Annotated in this window: 19 protein-coding genes; 17 read left to right on the top strand and 2 right to left on the bottom strand. The window is 65.8% G+C overall.

Features of this window, described 5'->3' with window-relative positions; genetic code table 11:
• Positions 1 to 24: 24 nt before the first annotated feature.
• A complete protein-coding gene (locus tag ACO06P_RS03190; RefSeq protein WP_420348563.1) occupies positions 25 to 1,350 on the bottom strand; it encodes an O-acetylhomoserine aminocarboxypropyltransferase/cysteine synthase family protein in 1,326 nt (441 codons plus the stop codon).
• A gap of 516 nt (positions 1,351 to 1,866) precedes the next feature.
• Between ACO06P_RS03190 and ACO06P_RS03185 the strand changes: the two genes are divergently transcribed.
• From ACO06P_RS03185 to ACO06P_RS03170, 4 genes are all read left to right on the top strand, one after another.
• Positions 1,867 to 3,006, top strand: a complete 1,140-nt coding sequence (locus tag ACO06P_RS03185; RefSeq protein WP_420348562.1) for an isobutyryl-CoA dehydrogenase — start codon at positions 1,867 to 1,869, stop codon at positions 3,004 to 3,006.
• 27 nt (positions 3,007 to 3,033) lie between these two features.
• Entirely contained in the window at positions 3,034 to 4,098 is a 1,065-nt protein-coding gene (locus ACO06P_RS03180; protein ID WP_420348561.1) for an enoyl-CoA hydratase/isomerase family protein, read from the top strand.
• An 86-nt stretch (positions 4,099 to 4,184) separates the two neighbouring features.
• Positions 4,185 to 5,081, top strand: a complete 897-nt coding sequence (gene mmsB, locus ACO06P_RS03175) for a 3-hydroxyisobutyrate dehydrogenase (RefSeq protein WP_420348560.1) — start codon at positions 4,185 to 4,187, stop codon at positions 5,079 to 5,081.
• Between the two features lie 199 nt (positions 5,082 to 5,280).
• Entirely contained in the window at positions 5,281 to 5,748 is a 468-nt protein-coding gene (locus ACO06P_RS03170; protein WP_420348559.1) for a MarR family winged helix-turn-helix transcriptional regulator, read from the top strand.
• A gap of 115 nt (positions 5,749 to 5,863) precedes the next feature.
• Here ACO06P_RS03170 and ACO06P_RS03165 read toward each other — a convergent pair whose 3' ends face one another.
• A complete protein-coding gene (locus ACO06P_RS03165; RefSeq protein ID WP_420348558.1) occupies positions 5,864 to 7,084 on the bottom strand; it encodes an acyl-CoA dehydrogenase in 1,221 nt (406 codons plus the stop codon).
• 205 nt (positions 7,085 to 7,289) lie between these two features.
• On the opposite strand from ACO06P_RS03165, the gene ACO06P_RS03160 reads away from it, so the two are divergent.
• The 13 genes from ACO06P_RS03160 (at position 7,290) to ACO06P_RS03100 (ending at position 19,105) form a co-directional block, all read left to right on the top strand.
• Entirely contained in the window at positions 7,290 to 7,499 is a 210-nt protein-coding gene (locus ACO06P_RS03160) for a DUF6898 family protein (RefSeq protein WP_299392398.1), read from the top strand.
• A 182-nt stretch (positions 7,500 to 7,681) separates the two neighbouring features.
• Positions 7,682 to 8,119, top strand: coding sequence for a ribose 5-phosphate isomerase B (gene rpiB, locus ACO06P_RS03155; protein WP_420348557.1), 438 nt, complete (start codon positions 7,682 to 7,684; stop codon positions 8,117 to 8,119).
• A 31-nt stretch (positions 8,120 to 8,150) separates the two neighbouring features.
• Positions 8,151 to 9,467 carry a serine hydroxymethyltransferase gene (glyA, locus tag ACO06P_RS03150; RefSeq protein WP_420348556.1) on the top strand — a complete coding sequence of 439 codons (1,317 nt, stop codon included), beginning with the start codon at positions 8,151 to 8,153 and terminating at the stop codon, positions 9,465 to 9,467.
• A 91-nt stretch (positions 9,468 to 9,558) separates the two neighbouring features.
• The gene (nrdR, locus tag ACO06P_RS03145; RefSeq protein ID WP_299392391.1) at positions 9,559 to 10,017 is read left to right on the top strand and encodes a transcriptional regulator NrdR; all 459 of its coding nucleotides are present in this window, start codon (positions 9,559 to 9,561) and stop codon (positions 10,015 to 10,017) included.
• A 19-nt stretch (positions 10,018 to 10,036) separates the two neighbouring features.
• The gene (gene ribD, locus ACO06P_RS03140) at positions 10,037 to 11,137 is read left to right on the top strand and encodes a bifunctional diaminohydroxyphosphoribosylaminopyrimidine deaminase/5-amino-6-(5-phosphoribosylamino)uracil reductase RibD (RefSeq protein ID WP_420348555.1); all 1,101 of its coding nucleotides are present in this window, start codon (positions 10,037 to 10,039) and stop codon (positions 11,135 to 11,137) included.
• 31 nt (positions 11,138 to 11,168) lie between these two features.
• Positions 11,169 to 11,759, top strand: coding sequence for a riboflavin synthase (locus ACO06P_RS03135; protein WP_420348554.1), 591 nt, complete (start codon positions 11,169 to 11,171; stop codon positions 11,757 to 11,759).
• Positions 11,760 to 12,914: a 3,4-dihydroxy-2-butanone-4-phosphate synthase gene (gene ribB, locus ACO06P_RS03130; protein ID WP_420348553.1), complete on the top strand. Its 1,155-nt coding sequence runs from the start codon at positions 11,760 to 11,762 to the stop codon at positions 12,912 to 12,914.
• Positions 12,915 to 12,922: 8 nt separating this feature from the next.
• Positions 12,923 to 13,387, top strand: coding sequence for a 6,7-dimethyl-8-ribityllumazine synthase (locus ACO06P_RS03125; protein WP_420349689.1), 465 nt, complete (start codon positions 12,923 to 12,925; stop codon positions 13,385 to 13,387).
• Positions 13,388 to 13,431: 44 nt separating this feature from the next.
• A complete protein-coding gene (gene nusB, locus ACO06P_RS03120) occupies positions 13,432 to 13,956 on the top strand; it encodes a transcription antitermination factor NusB (protein WP_420348552.1) in 525 nt (174 codons plus the stop codon).
• 20 nt (positions 13,957 to 13,976) lie between these two features.
• Positions 13,977 to 14,966 carry a thiamine-phosphate kinase gene (gene thiL / locus ACO06P_RS03115; RefSeq protein WP_420348551.1) on the top strand — a complete coding sequence of 330 codons (990 nt, stop codon included), beginning with the start codon at positions 13,977 to 13,979 and terminating at the stop codon, positions 14,964 to 14,966.
• Positions 14,967 to 15,060: 94 nt separating this feature from the next.
• Complete coding sequence (locus ACO06P_RS03110) at positions 15,061 to 15,516, top strand: flagellar basal body-associated FliL family protein (protein WP_420348550.1); 456 nt, start codon at positions 15,061 to 15,063, stop codon at positions 15,514 to 15,516.
• A gap of 89 nt (positions 15,517 to 15,605) precedes the next feature.
• Positions 15,606 to 16,802 carry an MFS transporter gene (locus ACO06P_RS03105; protein WP_420348549.1) on the top strand — a complete coding sequence of 399 codons (1,197 nt, stop codon included), beginning with the start codon at positions 15,606 to 15,608 and terminating at the stop codon, positions 16,800 to 16,802.
• A gap of 203 nt (positions 16,803 to 17,005) precedes the next feature.
• Positions 17,006 to 19,105 carry a sodium-translocating pyrophosphatase gene (locus ACO06P_RS03100; RefSeq protein WP_420348548.1) on the top strand — a complete coding sequence of 700 codons (2,100 nt, stop codon included), beginning with the start codon at positions 17,006 to 17,008 and terminating at the stop codon, positions 19,103 to 19,105.
• The last annotated feature ends 28 nt before the right edge of the window (positions 19,106 to 19,133 follow it).

The following is a 19,133-nucleotide window of genomic DNA, read 5'->3' as shown; positions in this document are numbered from 1 at the left end:
CACCCGGGTGAGAAGACCGGGCGGTTACTCCGCTGCGGCCGCTGAGCCCCGCACGGCGGCCAGAGCCTGATCCAGGTCGGCCAGGATGTCGTCGATATGCTCGATGCCGATCGAAAGGCGCACGTAGCCGTCGGTGACACCGGTCGCCAGCTGCTCTTCCGGGGCAAGCTGTGAGTGGGTCGTGGTCGCCGGGTGGATCGCCAGACTGCGCGCATCGCCGATGTTGGCGACGTGATAGAACAGGTTCAGCGAGTCGATGAAGCGGCGCCCGGCATCTTTGCCGCCCGCCAGTTCGAAGCCGACGAGCCCGCCATAGCCACCGTCGAGATAGGCATCGGCCCGGCGCCGGTTCTCACCGTCCTGCAGCGAGGGATGAATCACGTTGGTGACGTCCGCGTGGCCGTCGAGGAACGCCGCCACCCGCGTGGCATTGCGGCTGTGCTCGCGGATGCGCAGCGGCAGGGTCTCCAGCCCCTGAATGAACTGAAACGCGTTGAAGGGGCTCATGGCGTAGCCGAGGTCGCGTTGCAGCGTGACCCTTGCCTTCAGGATATAGGCGATGGGCCCCAGCGGCTTGGCCGCCTCGGTCCAGACGGCGCCGTGGTAGCTGGGGTCGGGCTGGGTCAGCAGCGGGAAGCGCTCTCCGTGCTTTTCCCAGTCGAAGGTGCCGCCGTCCACCAGGAGGCCGCCGATGGAGGTGCCGTGTCCGCCGATGTACTTGGTCGTCGAGTAGACGACGATGTGGGCGCCGTGCTTGAAGGGCTGGCAGATCACGGGGGCGGCCGTGTTGTCGACGATCAGCGGCACACCCAGTTCGTTGCCGATGGCGGCGACTTCGCCGATGGGAAAGACGGCGAGCTTGGGGTTCGGCAGGGTCTCCGCGTAGTAGGCGCGGGTCCGCTCATCGGTGGCGCGGCGGAAGTTTTCCGGATCGGCCGGGTCGACGAAACGCACCTCGATGCCGAAGGTGTTCAGGGTGTTGGCGAAGAGATTCCAGGTGCCGCCGTAGAGGTCGGTCGAACTGACGATGTTGTCGCCGGAGCGGGCGATGTTCTGGATCGCGATGGCGGACGCGGCCTGGCCGGAGGAAACCGCCAGCGCGGCGGCCCCACCCTCGATCGCCGTAACCCGCTGCTCCAGGACGTCGCAGGTCGGGTTCATGATCCGCGTGTAGATGTTGCCGAGCTCTTTCAGCGCAAAGAGGTTTGCCGCGTGATCCGTGTCCTGGAACTCGTAGGACGTGGTCTGGTAGATGGGAACGGCAACAGAGCCGGTATGGGGGTCGCTGCGGTAGCCGGCATGCAGTGCCAGGGTTTCCGGGTTCAGCGTCTTCTTCAGGGTTTTGGTCATGTCTGGGCCCTCGCTTGCCTTTGGTCGTCCTGGAACGTCATCTCCCAGAGGGGCCCACCCAGGAGTGGATTTTTAGCTTTTGTTGACGCGGAGCAAGCTACCCCTCAAATCACCGCGAACCCCTTGGGAGGGTCAGACCTCATGCCTTCCTCAGCAAAAAACCGCCGCGGCTGACCCGGGCGGTTTTCACCACTCGTTTAGCCGCATTTCTTGAGCGCCCGCAAGCTGAGACCAAATCGGCGCTGTCTCAGCAAGGAACGACGAAGCCGGCTCAATGTCAAGTCTCTTGTCCCGCGCGGTTCGCCGGCGGCCCCTCGGCCGCTCAACCGGGGCGGGAGACCGGCCGCCCCTGGCAGCCAAAGACCCCGGTCCGCAGCTTCCCTGCGCAAACGCAGGCCGCCGACGTTCCGGCTGGCCGGAGGGCCTTGCGGCGAGGTCGATTGACAGAACGCGGTCCGGCCCTATCATCGCCGCCGTTTCCTCCTTTGCCTCTCTGCTTCGTCCTGCGGGGTCACCATGTCCTTCAATCTCAACGATGAACAGCGCGCCTTCCAGGACATGGCCCGCCAGTTCGCGGCGGAAGAGATGGCGCCGCATGCCGCGCGTTGGGACGAAGCCTGTGAGTTTCCGGTCGAGACACTGCGTAAGGCGGCCGCCCTCGGCCTGGCCGGGATCTATGTGCGCGAGCAGTCCGGCGGGGCCGGGCTGACGCGCTTCGACGCGGCCGTCATCTTTGAGGAACTGGCCGCGGCCTGTGTATCGACTGCAGCGTACATGTCGATCCACAATATGGTTGCCTGGATGATCGACAGCTTTGGCGCGGACGACCTGCGCGAGCGCTTCCTGCCAAGGCTGCTGACGATGGAGCATTTCGGCAGCTATTGCCTGACCGAGCCGGGCTCGGGCTCGGACGCCGCGTCGTTGAAGACCTCCGCCCGCAAGGACGGCGACCATTATGTCCTCAACGGCTCGAAGGCTTTCATCTCCGGCGGCGGTGCCAGCGACGTCTATATCGTCATGTGCCGGACCGGCGGCGCGGGGCCGGCGGGCATCTCGGCCCTGGTCGTTCCCAAGGAGACGGAAGGGCTGTCCTTCGGCAAGCAGGAAAAGAAACTCGGCTGGAACAGCCAGCCGACTGCGGCGGTCATCTTCGAAGATGCCCGGGTGCCCGCCGCCAATCTGCTCGGCAGCGAGGGTGAGGGCTTCAAGTTCGCAATGATGGGCCTTGACGGCGGGCGCGTGAACATCGGCGCCTGTTCACTGGGGGGAGCCAGGGCCTGCCTGGAGGCCGCGCGCGAACACATGACCGTGCGCCGTCAGTTCGGACAGTCCCTCAGTCAATTCCAGGCGCTTCAGTTCAGGTATGCCGACATGGCGACCCGTCTGGAAGCCGCGCGGCTGATGGTCTGGCGCGCTGCGGCCATGCTGGACGAAGGCGCGCCCGACAAGACCCTGCACTGCGCGATGGCCAAGCGCTACGCGACGGATGCTGCCTTCGACATCTGCAACGACGCCCTGCAGCTGCACGGCGGCTATGGCTACATTCGCGAATACCCGGTCGAGCGCTTTCTGCGTGACGTGCGTGTCCACCAGATTCTGGAAGGGACCAACGAGATCATGCGGGTCATCATCGCGCGCCGACTGCTTGGTGAGTAACACGACAGGATAGGGTGATACCGTTGTATGACTGAAGGGACCGAGATCGAGTTCGAGGAGAAGGGTGGAACCGGGTTCATTACGCTGAACCGGCCGAAGGCGCTGAACGCGCTGACCCTGGATATGATCCACGCCATGATGCCGCGCCTGGAGGCCTGGCGCGCCGCGCCGGAGATCAAGGCCGTGGTGATCAGCGGGGCGGGCGAGCGTGCTTTTTGCGCCGGCGGCGATGTGCGCGCGGTTTACGAAGCTGGTCTCAACGGGGGCGAACTGACGCGGGAGTTCTTCCGGGAGGAGTACCGGTTGAACCGCATGATCCACGTCTTCTCCAAGCCCTATGTGGCGCTGATCGACGGCATCACCATGGGCGGAGGGGTCGGCCTTTCGGTTCATGGCAGTCATCGTGTGGCGACGGAGCGGACGATGCTGGCGATGCCGGAAACCGGCATCGGGCTGTTCCCGGATGTCGGGGGCACCTACTTCCTGCCGCGGCTGCCCGGCAAGCTCGGCCTCTTTCTGGCCCTGACCGGCTGGCGGCTGGATGCTGCCGATGCGCTCTACTGCGGGCTGGCCACCGACGTCGTCGCCAGTGACAGGATGGCGGCGCTGACGGAGGCTTTCGCTGCGGCGGATTGGAGCAGTGCAGCGCCGGAGCGTGTTGTCGACGCCGTCATCGATCGCTTCAAGACCGAGCCGGGCGCCGCTGCGCTGGCTGATCACCGCCGGCTGATCGACCGTTGCTTTGCGGCCCCTTCGGTCGAACAGATCCTGGAAGCCCTGGATGCGGAAGCCGGCGACTGGCCGGCCAAGATCGCCAAGATCATCCGCCGCCAGTCTCCGACGAGTCTGAAGGTGACCTTCGCGCAGGTGACGCGCGGCGAGGGCATGGACTTCGACAGTGCGATGGTCGACGAGTACCGGCTCAGTCAGGCCTTCATGGCCGGGGCCGACTTCTACGAGGGCATTCGCGCGGTGCTGGTCGACAAGGACAACCAGCCGAAGTGGAAGCCGGCAGCCTTGCCGGAGGTGACTGCCGAGGCGGTGGAAGCACACTTCCGCCCCCTGGGTGAGCGGGACCTGACGTTTCCGTAGCGGACCGCAAACGAAGCCCGCTGAGAACAAAGCACTCGACGGTGCAAAGCCCTCGACAGGGCAAAGCAATCAAAGGGGAGGAAGAGATGGCGCGGATCGGATTTCTTGGCCTGGGCAACATGGGGCTGCCGATGGCGAAGAACCTTCTGGCGGCGGGGCACGAGGTCGTCGGCTTCGATGTGGTTGCCGCCGCACGCGATGCGGCCGCCGCCGCCGGGCTCTCGGTGGTGGCCGAGCGGAACGCGCTCCTGGACGGCACCGGCATCCTCGTCACCATGCTGCCCGCCGGTGAGCACGTGCGCTCGGTCTACACGGGGCAGGACGGCCTTCTGGCCCGGGCCGGTGCCGACAGCCTCTTTATCGATTGCTCGACCATCGACGTGGCGACCGCGCGGGAGGTGCACGGCGCAGCCGCCGCCGAGGGCCACGCAATGATTGACGCGCCCGTTTCCGGCGGCGTCGCCGGCGCGGAGGCGGGGACCCTGACGTTCATGGTCGGCGGCGAGGCTGCGGCCTTTGAGAGGGCCAAAGGCTGCTTGGAGATCATGGGGCGCAACATCGTCCATGCCGGGGGCGCCGGCAACGGCCAGGCCGCCAAGATCTGCAACAACATGATCCTCGGCATTTCCATGATCGCGATTTCCGAAGCCTTCACCCTCGGGCAGAAGCTGGGGCTCGATCCCAAAGACCTCTTCGATATCAGTTCCGCCGCCTCAGGGTCCTGCTGGGCGATGCTCAACCACAACCCGGTCCCGGGGCTGGTCGAGACCGCGGCGGCCAACCGGGATTATCAGCCGGGCTTCGCCGCGGCCATGATGCACAAGGACCTGAAGCTCGCCCAGACCGCCGCCAATCATGCGGGGGCGGCTACGCCCCTGGGCGCCGAAGCGGCGGCTCTCTACACCCTCTTCGTCAACGCCGGTCACGGCGGTCTCGACTATTCGGCGATTATCAAGCTGATCCAGGGAAAGCAGGAGGTGTGAGGGTTTCATGCGCTCCGGCAGTGCCGGGGACCGCCGGCTCCTGGCCGCCAAAGACTGTGGCAATCAGCGGAAACTCAGTGAATATCGTTTTAAATCAATAAGATAATTCCCTCATCTGTTAAGTAAAGTTTAACAGGCTCCCCGTTAGCCTTGTAGGAATGCCAAGAGGCTTCCAATCAAAGAGCAATGCGAGGGTACCGTGAAGTCGAAGTATCTTGACCTGATCAGCCTGGTGGAGCGGCTGCACCGTCAGTGTCTTGAAGTCATCAAGGCCGACCTCGACCGCCAGGGCATCCGGGACCTGAACAACGTTCAGGCCCTTATCCTGTTCAACATCGGCGATGAAGAGCTGTCGATCGGCGAACTGACCCAGCGTGGGTACTACCTGGGCTCAAACGTCTCCTACAACGTGAAGAAGATGGTCGAGCACGGCTATCTCATTCAGGAGCGCTCGCCCCACGACCGCCGGTCCTTCCATGTCCGCGCGTCCGAAAAGGGCATCGCTGTCTATCGCAGCATCTCGGCGCTTTTCGATCAGCACGCCACGCAGCTGACCGAGGGCCAGCTGTCGGAAGACGGCCTGGACGCGGCCAATCATGCGCTGCGGCGGGTTCAGCAGTTCTGGTCGACGCCGGCCAGCATGGCGCGCAATCTGAGCGCTGCGTAACAGCTTCGTACCCCCCGGTCTGCCGGGCCGGGCGGTATTGCCCTTCGCATAAAGCTAAGCCCCGGCCGCCGCTTGCGGCCGGGGCTGCTTTGCTTTCTGGCTCCCTGAAAGAGGCCTAGAAGAAGGCCTGAAGGCCTGTCTGCGCCCGCCCCAGGATCAGGGCGTGGACATCGTGGGTGCCTTCGTAGGTGTTCACCGCCTCCAGGTTCATCGCATGGCGGATCACGTGATACTCGTCGGCGATGCCGTTGCCACCGTGCATGTCGCGGGCCTGGCGGGCGATATCCAGCGCCTTGCCGCAGGCGTTGCGCTTGCACAGTGAAATGGCCTCCGGCGCTCCCTTGCCTTCGTCCAGCAGACGGCCCAGCCGCAGGCTTGCCTGCAGGCCGAGCGTGATCTCCGTCTGCATGTCGGCCAGTTTCTTCTGCACCAGCTGTGTGGCCGCCAGCGGCCGGCCGAACTGCTTGCGCTCAAGCGTGTAGTCGCGCGCGGCCTGCCAGCAGAACTCGGCAGCGCCCCAGGCGCCCCAGGAGATACCGAAGCGCGCCTTGTTGAGGCACCCGAAAGGTCCCTTCAATCCGGACACTCCGGGCAGCAGGTTCTCCGCCGGAACGAAGACGTCCTCCATGACAATCTCACCGGTGATCGAGGCGCGCAGCGAGAACTTGCCCTCGATCTTCGGCGCGCTCAGTCCCTCCATGCCCTTTTCGAGAATGAAGCCGCGGATCGTGTCGCTGTCGTCCTTTGCCCAGACGATGAAGACATCGGCGATCGGCGCATTGGTGATCCACATCTTGGATCCGGTCAGACGATAGCCGCCGTCCGCCGCACGGGCGCGCGTGCGCATGCCGCCGGGGTCCGAACCGTGATCGGGTTCCGTCAGGCCGAAACAGCCAACGAGGTCGCCGCGCGCCAGCCCCGGCAGGAATCGCTGGCGCTGGGCTTCGGTGCCGTAGGCGTAGATCGGGTGCATGACCAAGCTCGACTGGACCGACATCGCCGAGCGGTAGCCTGAGTCGACGCGCTCCACCTCGCGGGCGATCAATCCGTAGCCGACGTGGTTGGTTCCGGCGCAGCCGTATTCCTCCGGCAGGGTCGAGCCGAGCAGCCCCAGCGAGCCCATCTCCGTCATGATCGCGCGGTCGAAAACCTCGTTGCGATTGGCGTCCAGAATGCGCGGCATCAGGGCGTCCTGGCAGTAAGCGCGGGCCGCATCCCGGATCATCCGCTCGTCTTCGCTCAGTTGATCGTCGAACAGCAGCGGGTCCTGCCAGTCGAACTGGACCTTGGAGGAGGGGCCGGGGACGGGCCCCGCTGTGGCAGCGGCCTGGGACATGGGAAATCGGTCCTTTTCATCGGGGGAACACTTATGCGTTCAGATATAGCGCAGATCCAGGAGGCCAGAAAGCCGCCTGCTTGGCGACCCTTGAAGTCCGGACATGCTGGCGTATGCAGGCGTGGCGGGCCCGCGCCCGCTGTCATCATGAAGACACAAAGCGGTGTTAAGGGTTTGTTTGCCATAAGTGATTGAGAATGTGTCCATGCAACAGACCCGTGAAATCATCTTCGAGTTCCAGAGGGTGGGGGGCTATGTGAAGGTCTCCGCCGTCGACACGATGACCTCGGCCGAGGTCTCCATTGTCGGGCCGCCCTCCGCCGGGCAGGTCGAACTGGAGCGCCTCGCGGCGCGGAAGCTCGAGTATGTCTTGAAGAAGCGGGCGGACGGCCAGCGTGGCGGGCTGATCGCCTAGTTCGATCTGCCGGTACGCCTGCAAGGACCTTTGCGCCCAGGCGACACTTCGGCGCCTTTGGCGCCCAGGCGACACCGAATCCACAGATTACGCCGCCGCGAGACCTTGTGGCGGCTTTTCACGCGACTGCGACATATGGTAGGGTCCGCCGGTTTTCCGGACTGGATGGGCAATCGAGGACCATGGTGCCGAAATCGATCGCAATCGCGGCCGATCACGCCGGCTTTGACCTTAAGGCGAAGCTGGTGGAGGAACTGCAGGCTGCCGGCTACGAGGTCTCGGACCTCGGCACCGACGATGGGTCCACCTCCGTGGACTATCCGGACTTCGGCAAGGCGGTCGCAGACGCCGTAACCTCCGGTAAGGCCGATCGCGGCGTGGTCGTCTGCGGCACCGGGATCGGGATTTCGATCGCCGCCAACCGGCATCCCGGGGTGCGTGCGGCGCTCTGCCACGACGAGACTTCGGCCCGGCTCTGCCGGGAGCACAACGACGCCAATGTCCTTGCCCTGGGCGCGCGCCTGATCGGCGAGGTCGTGGCCAAGGATTGCCTGCATACCTTCCTCAACACCGATTTCGCCGGCGACCGCCATGCCCGGCGGGTGACCAAGTTGGGCTGAATGCCCTTTCCGTCAGGAGATGTGAGCGCCAATGACTGCTGCCGATGCCGCCAGGACCCTGCCGCAACAGGACACCTTCTTCTCCGCCCATCTGAGCGAGACCGACCCCGAACTGGCCGAAGCCATCCGCGGTGAACTGCGGCGGCAGCAGGAGCAGATCGAACTGATCGCTTCCGAAAACGTCGTTTCGCTGGCCGTGCTGGAGGCGCAGGGCTCCGTCCTCACCAACAAGTATGCGGAAGGCTATCCCGGCCGCCGCTACTACGGGGGCTGCGAATATGTTGACGTTGCCGAGGAACTGGCCATCAAGCGGGCCAAGCAGCTTTTCGGCTGCGAGTTCGTCAATGTGCAGCCGCACTCCGGCGCCCAGGCCAATCAGTGCGTAGCCCTGGCCCTGCTGCAGCCGGGCGACACCATCCTCGGCATGGCGCTCTCGGCGGGCGGCCACCTGACCCACGGCGCCAAGCCCAACCTCTCCGGCAAGTGGTTCGATGCCGTCCAGTACGGCGTCCGGCGACAGGATGGTCTGATCGACTTCGACGAGGTCGAACGGCTCGCCGACGAGCACAAGCCCAAGCTCATCATCGCCGGCGGCTCCGCCTATCCGCGCTTCATCGACTTTGCGCGTTTCCGCGAGATCGCCGACAAGGTCGGTGCCTATTTCATGGTCGACATGGCGCACTTTGCCGGTCTGGTGGCCGGCGGCGTTCATCCCAGTCCGCTGCCCCACGCCCATGTGGTCACCACCACCACGCACAAAACGTTGCGGGCCGGACGCGGGGGGATGATCCTCTCCAACGACCTGGACCTGGGCAAGAAGATCAACTCGGCCGCCTTCCCAGGCCTTCAGGGCGGGCCGTTGATGCATGCGATCGCATCGAAGGCCGCCGCCTTCGGCGAGGCGCTGCGGCCGGAGTTCAAGGCCTACTCCCGGCGGGTTGCCGACAATGCGAAGGTTCTGGCCGATGCCATGATGGCTGAAGGCTTCGACATCGTGACCGGCGGAACGGATACGCACCTGATGCTGGTCGACCTGCGTCCGAAGGGACTGACGGGGAACGTTGCGGAGGAGAGCCTCGATCGGGCGGGCATCACCTGCAACAAGAACGGGATTCCCTTCGATCCGGAAAAGCCGACGGTGACGTCGGGGATCCGCCTGGGCACGCCGGCGGCGACCACCCGGGGTTTTGGCGCCGAGGAGTTCCGCACCGTCGGCGCCCTGATCGGCCGGGTCCTTGACGGACTGGCGGCCAAGGGAGAGGACAACGGCCAGGTGGAGCAGGCGGTCCGCCAGGATGTCCGCGCCCTCTGCGCGCGTTTCCCCATCTATCCCGATATGGACATCTAAGTGTCAGCGGCGGGTGAAGAAGGTCGGCGGCGGAAAGACTGCCCGGCAGCACCGCGCTGTCAGATAAGGGAGACCAGAGAGAGGGGGAGGTATGCGCTGTCCGTTTTGCGGTAACGAGGACACGCAGGTTAAGGACTCAAGGCCCACCGAAGACAACTCGGCGATCAGGCGCCGCCGCCAGTGTCCCAACTGCGGCGCCCGTTTCACCACCTTCGAGCGCGTCCAGTTGCGGGAGTTGACGGTCGTCAAGTCGACCGGAAAACGCGAACCTTTCGACCGGGACAAGCTGATGCGCTCGATGGCCCTGGCGCTGCAAAAGCGCCCGGTTGATCCGGACCGCCTGGATCGTGTCGTCAACGGCATGGTGCGGCGGCTGGAGTCTTCCGGGGAGTCGGAGATCCCGACGAAGCTGATTGGCGAACTGGTGATGGATGCGCTGGCCAATCTCGATCAGGTGGCCTACGTGCGCTTCGCCTCGGTCTACAGGAACTTCCGCGAAGCGCGGGACTTCGAAGAGTTCGTTGGCAAGCTCGGTGACGGAGACGACTGACCGCCAAGATCGGGCATTCATGGAGGTCGCTCTGGGCCTGGCGGTCCGCGGCCTCGGGTCTGTTGCTCCCAATCCGGCCGTCGGCTGCCTGCTGGTAAAGGAAGGCCGCATCATCGGCCGCGGCTGGACCCAGCCCGGCGGCCGGCCGCATGCCGAGACCGAGGCGCTGCGCCGGTCGCGCGGCGCGGCTGCCGGCGCGACAGCCTATGTCACGCTGGAGCCCTGTTCCCATCATGGGCGCACGCCGCCCTGCGCCGACGCGCTGGTCGAAGCCGGGATCGCCAGGGCGGTGATCGCCGTCGAGGACCCGGACCCCCGTGTCAGCGGGCGTGGTCTGGCGCGGCTGCGCGACGCGGGGATTGCGGTCGACCTCGGCCTCTGCGGCGATGCCGCCCGTGACCTCAACGCCGGGTTCTTTTCCCGTATCCTGCGGGGACGCCCCGCAGTCACGCTGAAACTGGCGACCTCTCAGGACGGCCGCATCGCCACCCACAAGGGTCACAGCCAGTGGATCACCGGCCAGCTGTCGCGCCGCCGGGGGCATCTTCTGCGGGCGCAGGCCGATGCCGTTCTGGTGGGCAGCGGTACGGCGGTTCTGGACAACCCGCGCCTGGACGTGCGTCTTGCAGGTCTGGAGCGGGCCTCGCCGCTGCGGGTTGTCGTCGACGGCCGGCTCCGCCTGCCGCTGACCCATGACCTGGTCGCCCGTGCCGCCCAGGTGCCGACGCTTCTGGTTACCCACCAGGGCAACCCCTCGGAGCGGTTGCGGGCCTACGCCGAGGCCGGGGTCGAGGTGCTGCAGGTCGGCAAGGACGCCTTCGGGCACTGTGCGCTTGAGGAGGCGCTGGCCGGCCTCGCAAAAAAGGGCGTGAACGGTCTTCTGGTCGAGGGCGGAGGGCATCTCGGTGCCGCGCTGCTACGCCAGGGCCTGGTGGACCGTCTGGCCTGGTTCCGGGCACCGCTGGTCATCGGTGGAGACGGCGTGCCGGCGCTGGCGAGCTTTGGCGTTGACAGGGTTGACGAAGCGCCCCAGTTCATCCAGTCATCACGCATAGCGCTGGATGGCGACGTTCTGGAGACCCTGCACGCGGACGTTTTGCCCGGCGGAACTCCACGCTAGGTCCTGGCGCACAGCAAAGAAGATCGCTTGCATGTTTACCGGAATCGTTACCGACCTCGGCACCCTCCGCGCGGTTGAGCAGCGGGCGGATGCCCGTTTCACCTTCGAGACCGCCTATGACACCGGCGAGATCGACATCGGCGCCTCGATTGCCTGTTCCGGGGCCTGTCTGACGGTGGTGGACAAGGGGCCCGGCTGGTTTGCAGCGGATGTGTCCGGGGAAACCCTGTCGAAAACGACGCTGGGCGCGTGGCAGCCGGGAACGCCGGTCAACTTCGAGCGCTCCCTGCGCATGGGTGACGAGCTCGGCGGGCATCTGGTCTCCGGCCATATCGACGGCGTTGCCGGTGTCGTCTCCCGCCGCCCGGAGGACGGCTCCCTGCGCCTGGACTTCGAGGTGCCGGAGGAGCTGGCCAGGTTCATCGCGCCCAAGGGCTCCGTCGCCCTGGACGGCGTTTCCCTTACGGTGAACGATGTGAACGGACGGCGGTTCGGGGTCAATCTGATCCCGCACACCGCCGCCGTCACGACGCTGGGCGGCAAACAGGTGGGCGATAGCGTTAACCTGGAAATCGACCAGCTTGCGCGCTACGTTCACCGCCTGCTGGACGGAAGGCTTTAGATGGAACAGTCGCAGGAGCCCTGGCGGCTCACCTTCGGTGAGATGGTCTCGCCGGTAGAAGAAGTCATAGAGGAAGCGCGCAACGGCCGGATGTTCATTCTGGTCGACGATGAGTCGCGGGAGAACGAGGGCGACCTCGTCATCCCCGCACAGATGGCCACGCCGGATGCGATCAACTTCATGGCCCGCTACGGCCGGGGCCTGATCTGCCTGTCGATGACGCGTGAGCGGATCGAAGAACTGGGGCTGCCGCTGATGGCGCGCAAGAACGAGTCCCGCCATCAGACCGCCTTCACCGCGTCGATCGAAGCGACGGAGGGTGTGACCACAGGGATCTCGGCGCCGGATCGCGCCCACACGGTGGCCACGGCCATCGATCCCAGCAAGGGCGCCGACGATATCGCGACGCCCGGCCACATCTTTCCCCTGATGGCGCGTGACGGGGGGGTTCTGGTGCGGGCCGGCCACACCGAGGCCGCGGTCGATCTGGCGCGTCTGGCGGGGCTCAACCCCTCCGGGGTGATCTGCGAGATCATGAACGACGACGGCACAATGGCGCGGCGTGACGACCTGATCGCCTTTGCCCAGCGCCACGGCCTGAAGATCGCGACCATTGCGGACCTGATCTCTTACCGGCGTCAGCACGACTCTCTGATCGAAAGGCGTCTGGAGAGCCGTTTCGAAAGCCGCTTTGGCGGTGAGTTCAAGCTGGCCGTCTACGTCAACACGGTGAACTACGCCGAGCATGTCGCGATCTGGAAGGGCGATCTCTCCGGCCCGGATCCGGTCCCTGTGCGGGTCCATGCCATCAACGTGCTGGACGACATCCTGGGCGACAGCTCCAGCGGCAAGGCGGGCGACCTTCAGGCAGCCATGCGGATCATCGGCGAGGAGGGCCGCGGCGCCGTCGTGCTGATCCGCGAGCCCTCGGCCGACGCACTCTCGGCCTCTCTGCAGTCGCGCCTGGAGGGCAAGCGCAAGCCGGGGGCCGCGCTGCGCGATTACGGCGTGGGCGCCCAGATCCTGTTGGACCTGGGGGTGCGCGACATGATCCTGCTGTCCAACACCAAGCGCACCATCGTCGGCCTCGAAGGCTATGGGCTCAGGGTGGTGGGCCAGCGCCGGATAGAGCCCGCCGGGGGGGAGGCGCAATGAGCGACCGCATGGATGACAGGCCGCATATCCTGGTTGTCGAGGCGCGGTTCTACAGCGACATCGCCGACGCGCTCTACGCGGGCGCCAGGGCCGCCTTGGATGCCGCCGACGTGACTCACGAGCGCGTCGAAGTGCCGGGCGCCTTCGAGATTCCGGCCGTTGTCCAGATGGCGGTGAAGTCCATGAACTTCTTCGCCGGACGCCGCCGTTTCGACGGCTATGTGACTCTCGGCTGCGTGATCCGGGGCGAGACCACGCACTACGACTACGTCTGCACGGAGAGTGCGCGGGCACTTCAGGATCTTGCCTGCCGCCACACCCTGGCGCTCGGCTACGGAATTCTGACCTGCGAGACCATGGAACAGGCCTGGGTGCGCGCCGATGTCGACCAGAAGAACAAGGGCGGGGATGCGGCTGCTGCCTGCCTTGCAATGCTTGACGTGAAGCGGCACTTCCACCTTTATCCTCGCTGAACGCTTCGTCTCCACCCCAGGACTGGACCCGGGATCGCTTTCAGGTGGCCAAAAGTTCGCAAAACCCTTCCGCCGGCAAGGCGGGCCGCCGACGGCCCTCCGGGCTCAGTGCCGCAAGGCTGCTCGCTGTCCAGGCGCTCTATCAGATCAGCCTCAACAAGAAGCCTCCTTCCGAGGTGATTGCAGAGTTTCTCGAGCACCGGATCGAGGAGGATCTGGAGGGTCTGAAGCACGCAAGCGTCAACCGGCCGCTGCTGTCGGAACTGGTCGAGGGCGTCTGTGCGGAGGTCGACGACCTGGACGACATGCTGGCGGCAGTCCTCGACGAGGATTGGACCATCGAGCGCCTGGAGATCCTGCTGCTGTCGCTTCTGCGTGCGGCGGCTTTCGAGCTTTCGGCACGCTTTGAAGTGCCGGCGCGGGTGGTGATCTCGGAATACGTCGATCTCGCGAACGCGTTCTTCGACGGGCGCGAGACGGCCTTCGTCAACGGCATGCTCGACCGCCTGGCTCATGTGCTGCGCGCGGAGGAGTTCGGCGAAGCCGCGGCTCTGCCGGACATCACCTGAAGCCGCCGGGGACGGCGCCAGTGGCTCGGATCTCAGGGGAGTTTGCGGTTATCGAGCGCTATCTGGCGCCCCTGGCCCAGGGTGCTGCCGGAGCCTTTTCCCTGAAGAACGACGCGGCGGTGCTCCAACTGGAGCCCGGCGCCCGGCTGGTCACCACCGTGGACTGCATGATCGCCGGACGGCACTTCCTGCCCGACGACCCGCCGGAGACGGTGGCCAAGAAACTGCTCCGCGTCAGCCTCTCGGATCTGGCCGCCATGGGGGCCAAGCCCTTGGCCTACCTGCTGTCCGCATCCTGGCCCCAGGATCTGGAAGAGAGCTGGCTTGCGGCCTTCTGCCTGGGACTGGCTGCGGACCAATCGCGCTACGATGTCACCCTCGTGGGCGGCGACACCACGGCAACGCCGGGCCCGATGACCCTCAGCCTCACCGCCTTCGGCACGCTGGCCGGCGCGGCTGTGCTGGACCGCAGTTCGCTGAAGCCCGGCGACGACCTCTATCTCTCGGGAACCCTTGGGGACGCCCATCTCGGCCTGAGGCTGCTCCGGGGCGAGATCCCGGGACTGCCGCCCGTGCCGCGCGATGGCCTGATTCAGCGCTACCGCTGCCCTGATCCGCGCGTCGATCTCGGTCAGGCGCTCCTGGAACGCGGCCTCGCCGGCGCCGCCATCGACGTTTCTGACGGCCTTGCCCAGGACCTTGGGCATCTGCTGGCAGGCTCCGGCGTCGGTGCGGTTGTCCGTTTGCAGGACCTTCCGGTCAGCGATGCGGCGCGGCAGGCGCTCGATCAAGCGGGCGAAACGCGGGCCGGTCTGCTGTCCGGCGGCGGCGACTACGAGCTTCTCTTCGGCGCTGCTGCCGATCGGCGCGATGCGCTGACGGCGCTTGCAGCGGACCTGTCTCTGCCCCTGACCCGCATCGGTGAGGCGCGCCGCGACCCGGGGCTTGCGGTTTTGGACGCGGCCGGGCGGGAGGTCCAGCTCGAGTCCACCGGCTGGACCCATTTCTAAAACATTATCAAGGCGTTAATGCTTAACACCATCTTTACCCGCCGGTCCTATGACAGGGGGCTGACGTTGTTGGGTGCGGACTGGATCGGGTCTGGTGCGGATTGTCATTCTCATAGTGGTCGCTGTGATTCTGCTGCTCGGCGCGGGCGGCGGGGCCTGGTGGTTCGTGATGGGCCCCGGCGCCGCCAAGACCGAAGAACTGATCTCTCAGATCAGCAAACCCGAGCCTGCCTACGTTCCTCTGCGGCCGCTGATCATCTCCCTGATTCAGGAAGGGGAGGTCACGCACCACATAACGATGCAGCTGACCCTCCAGCTCTACGACACCTGGGACCAGGAGATCACGGACCGCAACATGGCGCGGCTCCGCGATGCCTTCCTGCATGAAATGCACGCTCTCTTCGCGATGCGGATCGTGCGCCAGACCGGCTTTGAATCCCCCCTGGTCCGCAAGCGGCTGCTCGCCCTCTGCGACCGGCTTCTGGGGGAGGGCGTGGTGGCCGACATCCTGCTGCGGGAGCTTGAAAGGCGTCAGCCGAACCGGGCCTGACCCGCGCGCCGGAAGGATGCGGCGATTGCGCGCAGGACCGCGCGTCAATGGGGTCTCGTCATTCTGTCGTCTGCGGCTAGACTGTCGCCATGGATGACGCTTCGATCACCCGGCGCGGACCCGTCATGCGCAACGTAGCTCTGCTGGCCGTCTGTCAGGCCCTGGGCATGAGCTGTATGGCGCTGTCGATCACCATTACCGCCCTGGTCGGCAACAGCCTGGCGCCGGACCCCTCCCTGGCGACCTTTCCGCTGGCCCTGCAGTTCGTGGCGACAGCGGCCTCGACCATCCCGGCCTCGCTGCTGATGGGGCGCTTCGGGCGGCGGGTCGGCTTCACCATCGGCGGGCTGCTCGGCATTGCCGGCGGGGCGGTCGCCTGCCAGGCCGTCATTCTCGGCAGCTTCACCATGTTTTGTGCCGGCGCGGCGCTGCTGGGCGCCTTTTCTGCCCATGTCGCGCTTTATCGCTTCGCCGCTGCCGAAGTGGCCGGCCCGGAACTGCGCAGCCGCGCCATCTCCCTGGTCATGGTGGGCGGGGTCGCTTCGGCGATCCTGGGTCCTGAGCTCGCGAAATGGAGCCGGGACCTCTTTGCCCCGATCCTTTTTGCCGGTGGCTATGCGGCCATCGCCGCCCTGGCCTTTGCCGGCCTGGCGCTGGTCCAGGCTATCGATCTGCCGCCCGCCCCCGGACACCGGCAGGGCGGGGGCGGCCGCCCGCTGCGCGAACTCCTTTCCCAACCTTCGCTGATCGTCGCGGTTCTCTGCGCCATGGTGGCCTACGGTTCGATGAACCTGATCATGGTTTCGACGCCGCTGGCGATGATCGCCTGCCTGCACCCCTTCGAGACCGCGGCCTTCGTGATTCAGTGGCACGTCGTCGGCATGTATGCGCCCTCCTTCGTCACCGGCCATATCATCGAGCGAATCGGCGTGCTGCAGGTGATCTCCATCGGCGCGCTGTTGATCCTGGCCTGCGTCGCGGTGAACCTGACCGGTGTCGAGGTGCTCCAGTTCTGGGGTGGCCTGGTGCTCCTGGGGGTCGGCTGGAACTTCATGTACGTGGGGGCGACAACCCTTCTGACCGAGACCTACCGGCCTGAGGAACAGTCCAGGGTGCAGGCCTTCAACGAGTTCATGGTGTTCGGCACCACGGCCTTCACAGCCCTGGCCTCAGGCGCGGTTTTCAACGCCTTGGGATGGCAGATCCTCAACATCAGCATCATCCTGCCGATCCTCGCGGCGGCCACTGCCGCGCTCTGGCTGGTCCGCCAGCGCGCCAGCGCCTGAATCCGCTCTCTGCGCAGCGCTGAACCGGGTTCGGCCGCACCGGGCGGGCGAAATTTGCCCCAAGAAAGCAGTCGCGTAGCGGTTGCCTTACCCTGGGGATTCTGGCATTTTCCGCGCGATTTCGGGGTGCTGCTGCTCTGCGGCAGAGTCTTTGCGCCCGGTTCCCGTCGTCGAACCGGGCTTTCCATCTTGAGGGATTCCATATGTCAATCGAGTTGATCTTGGTGCTCGTCTGCGGTGGGCTGGCCATTGTTTATGGCGTTTGGGCCACCCGGTCGGTTCTCTCGGCCTCTGCCGGAAATGCACGGATGCAGGAGATTGCCGGTGCGGTGCAGGAGGGGGCGCAGGCCTACCTCAATCGCCAGTACCGGACGATTGCCCTGGTCGGTATCGTCATCTTCGTCCTGCTCGGCGTGTCTTTGGGCTGGGCAGACGGGATCGGGTTTCTGATCGGCGCCATTCTCTCCGGCGTCGCCGGCTATGTCGGCATGCTCGTCTCGGTCCGCGCCAACGTCCGCACGGCGGAAGCGGCGCGCAAGGGATTGGCAGAGGGTCTCTCCATCGCCTTCCGCGCCGGCGCGATCACCGGCATGCTGGTGGCCGGACTCGCGCTGCTGTCGGTCGCCGGCTACTACGTCGTGCTGCTCGAGATGGGCGTGAGCGAGCGCGATATCTCGGTCGCTCTGGTGGCCCTCGGCTTCGGCGCCTCGCTGATCTCGATCTTCGCGCGCCTCGGCGGCGGCATCTTCACCAAGGGTGCCGACGTCGGTGCCGACCTGGTCGGCAAGGTCGAAGCGGGCATCCCCGAAGACGACCCCCGCAATCCCGCGGTGATCGCCGACAACGTCGGCGACAATGTCGGCGACTGCGCGGGCATGGCGGCGGATCTTTTCGAGACCTATGTGGTGACCGTGGTTGCCACGATGGTGCTCGCCACGATCTTCGCCGTCGGCGATCCCAACATTTCCTCGCTTGTGGTCTACCCGCTGACCGTGGGTGCCGTCTGCATCGTCACCTCGATCATCGGCACCTTCTTCGTGAAGCTGGGCGCCTCGCAGAGCATCATGGGCGCGCTCTACAAGGGCTTCATCGCCTCGGCCGTCTTGTCTGCCATCGGTCTCTGGCCGGTGACCGACTACATCGTCGGCATGGACACAACCATGACTGCGGCCGGGGTCACCTTCGACGGTCTCGACCTCTACATCTGCGGCATCGTCGGCCTGGTTGTCACCGGCGCCATCATCTGGATCACCGAGTACTACACCGGCACCGAATACCGCCCGGTGCGGTCGGTGGCCGCCTCTTCGGTGACCGGCCACGGCACCAACGTGATCCAGGGGCTGGCGATTTCGATGGAAGCCACGGCGGTGCCGGCGCTTATCATCTGCGCCGGCATCATCACCACCTACCTGCTCGCGGGTCTGCTCGGCATCGCCATTGCGGTGACGACCATGCTGGCGCTGGCCGGTATGGTGGTTGCCCTCGACGCCTATGGTCCGGTCACCGACAACGCCGGCGGCATCGCCGAGATGGCGGAACTGGACGACGAAGTCCGCAAGACCACCGACGCGCTGGACGCCGTGGGCAACACCACCAAGGCGGTGACCAAGGGCTACGCCATCGCCTCCGCCGGCCTCGGCGCACTGGTGCTGTTCGCCGCCTATACTTCCGACCTCGAGCTCTTCGTAGCCGACGGGTCGATTCAGCTCGATGGCGCGGTCGACTTCTCGCTTTCCAATCCCTACGTGGTCGTGGGTCTCATCATCGGCGGTCTGCTGCCCTACCTCTTCGGGGCGTTGGGCATGACCGCGGTGGGCCGTGCCGCGGGGTCGGTGGTGATCGAGGTACGTCGACAGTTCAAGGAGATCCCCGGCATCATGGAAGGCACCGGCAAGCCCGAGTACGGCACCTGTGTCGACCTGCTGACCAAGGCGGCGATCAAGGAGATGATCATCCCCTCGATGCTGCCGGTGCTGTCGCCTGTGGTGGTCTACTTCGTCGTCCTGGCGATCGGCGGCCAGGCTGCGGCGCTTGGTGCCGTCGGCGCCATGCTTTTGGGGGTCATCGTCACCGGCATCTTCGTGGCCATCTCCATGACGGCCGGCGGCGGTGCCTGGGACAACGCCAAGAAGTACATCGAGGACGGCAATCACGGCGGCAAGGGTTCCGAGGCGCACAAGGCCGCGGTGACCGGCGACACGGTCGGCGATCCTTACAAGGACACGGCCGGACCGGCGGTGAACCCGATGATCAAGATCACCAACATCGTGGCACTGCTGCTGCTGGCCTTCCTGGCCCACTGAGGCAGCGGAGGTTCGGTACAAGAAAAGC

The sequence above is a fragment of the Pelagibius sp. genome (assembly GCF_965227505.1).
Classification (GTDB): Bacteria; Pseudomonadota; Alphaproteobacteria; order Kiloniellales; family Kiloniellaceae; genus Pelagibius.
Note: the sequence above shows the minus strand (reverse complement) of the source record. Positions and strands in the feature narration are given on the sequence as shown.

What these genes read in the sequence shown, in the direction of transcription:
- ACO06P_RS03190 (WP_420348563.1), bottom strand. Translation starts at nt 1,350, where the DNA reads ATGACCAAAACCCTGAAGAAGACGCTGAACCCGGAAACCCTGGCACTG.
- ACO06P_RS03185 (WP_420348562.1), top strand. Translation starts at nt 1,867, where the DNA reads ATGTCCTTCAATCTCAACGATGAACAGCGCGCCTTCCAGGACATGGCC.
- ACO06P_RS03180 (WP_420348561.1), top strand. Translation starts at nt 3,034, where the DNA reads ATGACTGAAGGGACCGAGATCGAGTTCGAGGAGAAGGGTGGAACCGGG.
- mmsB (WP_420348560.1), top strand. Translation starts at nt 4,185, where the DNA reads ATGGCGCGGATCGGATTTCTTGGCCTGGGCAACATGGGGCTGCCGATG.
- ACO06P_RS03165 (WP_420348558.1), bottom strand. Translation starts at nt 7,084, where the DNA reads ATGTCCCAGGCCGCTGCCACAGCGGGGCCCGTCCCCGGCCCCTCCTCC.
- ACO06P_RS03160 (WP_299392398.1), top strand. Translation starts at nt 7,290, where the DNA reads ATGCAACAGACCCGTGAAATCATCTTCGAGTTCCAGAGGGTGGGGGGC.
- rpiB (WP_420348557.1), top strand. Translation starts at nt 7,682, where the DNA reads ATGGTGCCGAAATCGATCGCAATCGCGGCCGATCACGCCGGCTTTGAC.
- glyA (WP_420348556.1), top strand. Translation starts at nt 8,151, where the DNA reads ATGACTGCTGCCGATGCCGCCAGGACCCTGCCGCAACAGGACACCTTC.
- nrdR (WP_299392391.1), top strand. Translation starts at nt 9,559, where the DNA reads ATGCGCTGTCCGTTTTGCGGTAACGAGGACACGCAGGTTAAGGACTCA.
- ribD (WP_420348555.1), top strand. Translation starts at nt 10,037, where the DNA reads ATGGAGGTCGCTCTGGGCCTGGCGGTCCGCGGCCTCGGGTCTGTTGCT.
- ACO06P_RS03135 (WP_420348554.1), top strand. Translation starts at nt 11,169, where the DNA reads ATGTTTACCGGAATCGTTACCGACCTCGGCACCCTCCGCGCGGTTGAG.
- ribB (WP_420348553.1), top strand. Translation starts at nt 11,760, where the DNA reads ATGGAACAGTCGCAGGAGCCCTGGCGGCTCACCTTCGGTGAGATGGTC.
- ACO06P_RS03125 (WP_420349689.1), top strand. Translation starts at nt 12,923, where the DNA reads ATGGATGACAGGCCGCATATCCTGGTTGTCGAGGCGCGGTTCTACAGC.
- ACO06P_RS03105 (WP_420348549.1), top strand. Translation starts at nt 15,606, where the DNA reads ATGGATGACGCTTCGATCACCCGGCGCGGACCCGTCATGCGCAACGTA.
- ACO06P_RS03100 (WP_420348548.1), top strand. Translation starts at nt 17,006, where the DNA reads ATGTCAATCGAGTTGATCTTGGTGCTCGTCTGCGGTGGGCTGGCCATT.